Source organism: Bradyrhizobium sp. (assembly GCF_019244115.1).
Classification (GTDB): domain Bacteria; phylum Pseudomonadota; class Alphaproteobacteria; order Rhizobiales; family Xanthobacteraceae; genus Bradyrhizobium.
Window position 1 is genome coordinate 1 of record NZ_JAFATE010000756.1, and the last position, 4,438, is coordinate 4,438.

General features: G+C 63.6%; 9 protein-coding genes and 1 pseudogene. All 10 read right to left on the bottom strand.

Annotation, left to right across the window (positions count from 1 at the left end; translation table 11 throughout):
- On the bottom strand, positions 1-538 hold a 538-nt coding region (locus tag JOZ76_RS32450; RefSeq protein ID WP_441300142.1), incomplete at its 3' end, for a preprotein translocase subunit SecY.
- Positions 539-692: 154 nt separating this feature from the next.
- A complete protein-coding gene (gene rplO / locus JOZ76_RS32455) occupies positions 693-1,178 on the bottom strand; it encodes a 50S ribosomal protein L15 (protein WP_291705472.1) in 486 nt (161 codons plus the stop codon).
- A gap of 74 nt (positions 1,179-1,252) precedes the next feature.
- Positions 1,253-1,447, bottom strand: coding sequence for a 50S ribosomal protein L30 (gene rpmD / locus JOZ76_RS32460; RefSeq protein WP_291705473.1), 195 nt, complete (start codon positions 1,445-1,447; stop codon positions 1,253-1,255).
- Between the two features lie 36 nt (positions 1,448-1,483).
- Positions 1,484-2,059: a 30S ribosomal protein S5 gene (gene rpsE, locus JOZ76_RS32465; RefSeq protein ID WP_291705474.1), complete on the bottom strand. Its 576-nt coding sequence runs from the start codon at positions 2,057-2,059 to the stop codon at positions 1,484-1,486.
- 55 nt (positions 2,060-2,114) lie between these two features.
- Entirely contained in the window at positions 2,115-2,477 is a 363-nt protein-coding gene (gene rplR / locus JOZ76_RS32470) for a 50S ribosomal protein L18 (protein WP_291705475.1), read from the bottom strand.
- Positions 2,478-2,488: 11 nt separating this feature from the next.
- Positions 2,489-3,022 carry a 50S ribosomal protein L6 gene (gene rplF / locus JOZ76_RS32475; RefSeq protein ID WP_291705476.1) on the bottom strand — a complete coding sequence of 178 codons (534 nt, stop codon included), beginning with the start codon at positions 3,020-3,022 and terminating at the stop codon, positions 2,489-2,491.
- Positions 3,023-3,036: 14 nt separating this feature from the next.
- Positions 3,037-3,435 (bottom strand): 30S ribosomal protein S8, encoded by a 399-nt coding sequence (gene rpsH / locus JOZ76_RS32480; protein ID WP_291705477.1) that lies wholly within the window; start codon positions 3,433-3,435, stop codon positions 3,037-3,039.
- A 13-nt stretch (positions 3,436-3,448) separates the two neighbouring features.
- Positions 3,449-3,754, bottom strand: a complete 306-nt coding sequence (gene rpsN, locus JOZ76_RS32485; RefSeq protein WP_291705478.1) for a 30S ribosomal protein S14 — start codon at positions 3,752-3,754, stop codon at positions 3,449-3,451.
- Between the two features lie 47 nt (positions 3,755-3,801).
- Positions 3,802-4,359 (bottom strand): 50S ribosomal protein L5, encoded by a 558-nt coding sequence (gene rplE / locus JOZ76_RS32490; RefSeq protein WP_291705479.1) that lies wholly within the window; start codon positions 4,357-4,359, stop codon positions 3,802-3,804.
- A pseudogene (locus JOZ76_RS32495) lies at positions 4,352-4,438 on the bottom strand (50S ribosomal protein L24); the annotation flags it as partial. The gene rplE and the pseudogene JOZ76_RS32495, both read right to left, overlap by 8 nt.

Below are 4,438 nucleotides of genomic sequence, written 5' to 3' on the forward strand. Positions count from 1 at the left end.
TGATCTGCTCGCCGAGCCACATCAGGAACATGGTGCCGCCGGCCAGCGTCACGGTCGTGGAAATGCGGAAGAACAGGCCGGGATCGCTGACGACATTGCCGGCGCCCTCGAGGCCAACGGCGATGCCGTAGGACTGGAATGCGGCCAGGATCACGGTGAGATAGCGGGTGTACTGGTTCAGCGTCTTGCGGCCCGCCTCGCCTTCCTTCTTCAAGGCTTCGAGCTGCGGGGAGACCGTGGTCAGGAGCTGGATGATGATCGAGGCCGAGATATACGGCATGATGTTCAGCGCAAAGATCGCCATGCGGTGAATGCCGCCGCCGGCGAACATGTTGAACATGCCCAAAATGCCGCCGGCCTGGGTGCGGAACACCTGCTCCCAGATGTTGGGATCGATGCCCGGCAGCGGGATGTAGGTGCCGAGCCGATAGACCAGCAGCGCGCCCAGGGTGAACCAGATGCGCTTCTTCAGTTCCTCGGCCTTGCCGAGCGCCGCGAAATTGAGATTGGCCGCAAGTTGTTCTGCTGCTGAGACCATGTTTGGCTTTCTCCCGCCGCCCCTCGCGCTGCAACCCCCGGCGTTTCGGAGATCAATCAGGCCGGACACCCGTGCTTATTTGGCGTTCGGCATCCGATAAGTCCACCGCCTGCTCCCGGTCGAACTTCGCCCGGGCGCAGCGATGACGCAGATGTTACGCCGCGGCGCCTTCGTCCTTGGCGGGGGCCAGAATCTTGACCGTGCCGCCGGCCTTCTCCACGGCCGCGACCGCCGACTTCGAGGCGCCGTGCACCTCGATGTTGAGCTTGGCTTTGATCTCGCCGCGACCGAGCAGCCGCACGCCGTCCTTGGCGCGGCGCAGCACCCGCGCCTTCACCAGCGATTCGGCGTTGATGACGCTGCCGACATCGATCAGCTTGGCGTCGATCGCCTCCTGCAGGCGGTCGAGATTGATCTCGACGAACTCTTGGCGGAACACGTTGTGGAAACCGCGCTTGGGCAGACGGCGATGCAATGGCATCTGGCCGCCCTCGAATCCCTTGATGCGCACGCCCGAACGCGCGGTCTGGCCCTTGCCGCCGCGGCCCGAAGTCTTGCCCTTGCCTGAGCCGATGCCGCGCCCGACCCGCATGCGCTTCTTGCGCGCACCGGCATTATCGGCGATATCGCTGAGCTTCATCGTTAGATTCCTTTATCCCGGCGCATGATCATGACCGAAAACCTGTTTCCGCTTTTCGGGAACATGCGCCCTGCTTACTTCTCGTCGACGATGCGAACGAGGTGGTGAACCTTCTCGATCATGCCGCGTACCGCCGGGGTATCCGGCAGCTCGGTGACCCGGCCGATCTTGTTCAGCTTGAGCCCGATCAGCGTCGAACGCTGCGAATGGTGGCGGCGGATCGGGCTGCCGGTCTGCTCGACCTTGATGGTTTTTGCGGCCTTGGCCATCGTCTTAAACTCCAAATGCGCTTAGGTCGCGCGTGATCAGTCGGCGGCAGCCTCTGCATCGCCGCCGACACGGCGGGCCTGCAGGGTGGACACCTTGATGTTGCGGCGCGCCGCAACCGAGCGCGGCGAATCCTGATGCTTCAGTGCGTCGAAGGTCGCGCGCACCATGTTGTAGGGGTTCGACGAGCCGATCGACTTCGCCACCACGTCCTGGATGCCGAGCGTCTCGAACACCGCGCGCATCGGGCCGCCGGCGATGATGCCGGTACCGGCGGGAGCTGCGCGCAGGTACACACGCCCCGCGCCGTGACGGCCGGCGATGTCGTGATGCAGCGTACGGCCCTCGCGCAGCGCGACGCGGGTCAGGTTGCGCTTGGCCGCGTCGGTGGCCTTGCGGATCGCCTCCGGCACTTCGCGCGCCTTGCCATGGCCGAACCCGACCCGGCCCTTCTGGTCGCCGATCACGACCAGCGCCGCAAAGCCGAACCGCTTGCCGCCCTTGACCACCTTCGCCACACGGTTGATGTGGACGAGCTTGTCGACGAACTCGCTGTCGCGCTCCTCGCGCTCCTTGCCCCGTTCGCGCCCGCCGCGTTCGCGTTCACCTGCCATGGTGTTTTCCAATCTCAAAGGAGGCGTTCAAGCCTCTGTCCTCAAATTCAGTTGCTCAGAAGCTCAGCCCGCCCTCGCGCGCCGCATCCGCCAAGGCCTTGACGCGGCCGTGATACAGATAGCCGCCGCGATCGAACACGACTTCCTTGATGCCGTTCTTCACCGCGCGCTCGGCCAAGAGCTTGCCGACCGCCTTCGCTGCGTCGATGTTGGCACCGGTGTTGCCGGCCCCGCGCATCTCCTTCTCCATCGACGAGGCGGAGGCGAGCGTCTCGCCTTTCTGGTCGTCGATGACCTGCGCATAGATGTGTTTTGACGAACGGAACACCGACAGGCGTGGACGACCGCCCCCCGAACGGCGCAACGCAAGTCTCACGCGTTGCTTGCGCCGGGCATTCGTAACCTTGGTTCTCGACATCACCGGCTCCGTTACTTCTTCTTGCCTTCCTTGCGGAAGATGAATTCGCCGACATACTTCACGCCCTTGCCCTTGTAGGGCTCCGGCGGACGGTAGGCGCGGATTTCCGCCGCGACCTGACCGACACGCTGGATGTCGTTGCCCGACACCGTGATCTCGGTCGGCTTCGGCACCGCAATCGTGATGCCTTCGGGGATCGGGTAGATGACGTCGTGGCTGTAGCCAAGCGCGAGCTGCAGGTTCTTGCCCTGCATCGCGGCGCGATAGCCGACGCCGGTGATCTCGAGCTTCTTCTCAAAACCCTTGGTGACGCCGTCGACGAGATTGGCGATCTGGGCCCGTGCGGTCCCGTACAGCGCTCGCGCCCGGTTGGTCTCGGCGCGCGGCGCGACCTTGACCTGGCCCTTCTCGAACTTCACCTCGACGTCGTCGTGGACCACGAACTGAAGCTGGCCCTTCGGCCCCTTCATCTTCACGGTCTGGCCTTCGACGGTCGCGGTCACCCCCGACGGGATAGTCACTGGCTTCTTGCCGATACGTGACATGACAACATTCCTTCTCAGAACACCGTGAAGAGAATCTCGCCGCCCACATTCGCCTCGCGGGCGTCGTGATCGGCCATGATTCCCTTCGGCGTCGACAAAACCGAGATGCCGAGACCGTTGTTGACCCGCGGCAGGTTCTTCACCGACGTGTAGACCCGCCGACCCGGCTTCGACACCCGCTCGATCTCGCGGATGACCGGCTCGCCATCGAAATATTTCAGCTCGATCTCAAGCTCGCTGCGGCCGCCCGCATGCTCGACCGTGGCGTAGCCGCGGATGTAGCCTTCGGCCTTGAGCACGTCCAAGACGTTGGCGCGCATCTTCGAGCCCGGGGTCGAGACCTTGGACTTGGAGCGCATCTGCGCGTTGCGGATGCGGGTGATCAGATCGCTGATCGGATCGTGTGTTGACATCTGACGACCCTCCTTACCAGCTCGACTTCACGAGGCCCGGAACCAGGCCCTTGGAGCCGAGCTCGCGCAGCGCGATGCGGCTGAGCTTGTTCTTGCGATAGTTCGAGCGCGGCCGCCCGGTGAGCTCGCAGCGCAGCCGAATCCGCGTGGCCGACGAATTGCGCGGCATTTCCGCAAGCTTCAGGGTCGCGGCAAACCGCTCTTCCATCGGCTTGGACTTATCGGCGATCACCGCCTTCAGACGCGCGCGCTTAGCGGCGGCGTTCTTCACCATCCGCATACGGCGGTTGTTCTTCTCGACTGAACTCTTCTTTGCCATGTCAGGCTCCTAGGTTTCCGCGTTTGAGAGGCTTTTGCTTCAGCCTCTCACTGCCGGAACGGGAAATTGAATGCGGTCAAAAGCGCGCGCGCCTCGTCGTCGGTGCGTGCGGTGGTGCAGACCGTGATGTCCATGCCCCATGATTCCCCCGCCTTGTCGAAGTCGATCTCGGGAAAAATGATGTGCTCCTTGATGCCGAGCGAATAGTTGCCGCGGCCGTCGAAGCTCTTGGGGTTCAGTCCGCGGAAGTCGCGCACGCGCGGCAGCGCGACGTTGACCAGGCGGTCGATGAACTCGTACATTTTGGCCTTGCGCAGCGTGACCTTGCAACCGATCGGCTGGTTCTCGCGCAGCTTGTAGGTCGCGATCGCGATGCGGGAATAGGTCACCACCGCCTTTTGTCCTGCGATCAATGACAAGTCGGCCGCCGCCGTCTCCGCCTTCTTGCGGTCGTTGACGGCCTCGCCGATGCCCATGTTGAGCACGACCTTGTCGAGCCGCGGCACCTGCATGGCGTTGGCGTAGCCGAACTTCTCGGTCAATGACCCGCGAATCCGGCGATCATAATCCACGCGCAGGCGCGGCACATAGACTGTCTCAGCCATCGATCTCTGCTCCCGAGCTCTTGGCGATGCGGACCTTCTTGCCGTCCGCCTGAATCTTGAATCCGATGCGTGTCGGCTT

What these genes read in the sequence shown, in the direction of transcription:
- rplO (WP_291705472.1), bottom strand. Translation starts at nt 1,178, where the DNA reads ATGAAGCTCAGCGATATCGCCGATAATGCCGGTGCGCGCAAGAAGCGC.
- rpmD (WP_291705473.1), bottom strand. Translation starts at nt 1,447, where the DNA reads ATGGCCAAGGCCGCAAAAACCATCAAGGTCGAGCAGACCGGCAGCCCG.
- rpsE (WP_291705474.1), bottom strand. Translation starts at nt 2,059, where the DNA reads ATGGCAGGTGAACGCGAACGCGGCGGGCGCGAACGGGGCAAGGAGCGC.
- rplR (WP_291705475.1), bottom strand. Translation starts at nt 2,477, where the DNA reads ATGTCGAGAACCAAGGTTACGAATGCCCGGCGCAAGCAACGCGTGAGA.
- rplF (WP_291705476.1), bottom strand. Translation starts at nt 3,022, where the DNA reads ATGTCACGTATCGGCAAGAAGCCAGTGACTATCCCGTCGGGGGTGACC.
- rpsH (WP_291705477.1), bottom strand. Translation starts at nt 3,435, where the DNA reads ATGTCAACACACGATCCGATCAGCGATCTGATCACCCGCATCCGCAAC.
- rpsN (WP_291705478.1), bottom strand. Translation starts at nt 3,754, where the DNA reads ATGGCAAAGAAGAGTTCAGTCGAGAAGAACAACCGCCGTATGCGGATG.
- rplE (WP_291705479.1), bottom strand. Translation starts at nt 4,359, where the DNA reads ATGGCTGAGACAGTCTATGTGCCGCGCCTGCGCGTGGATTATGATCGC.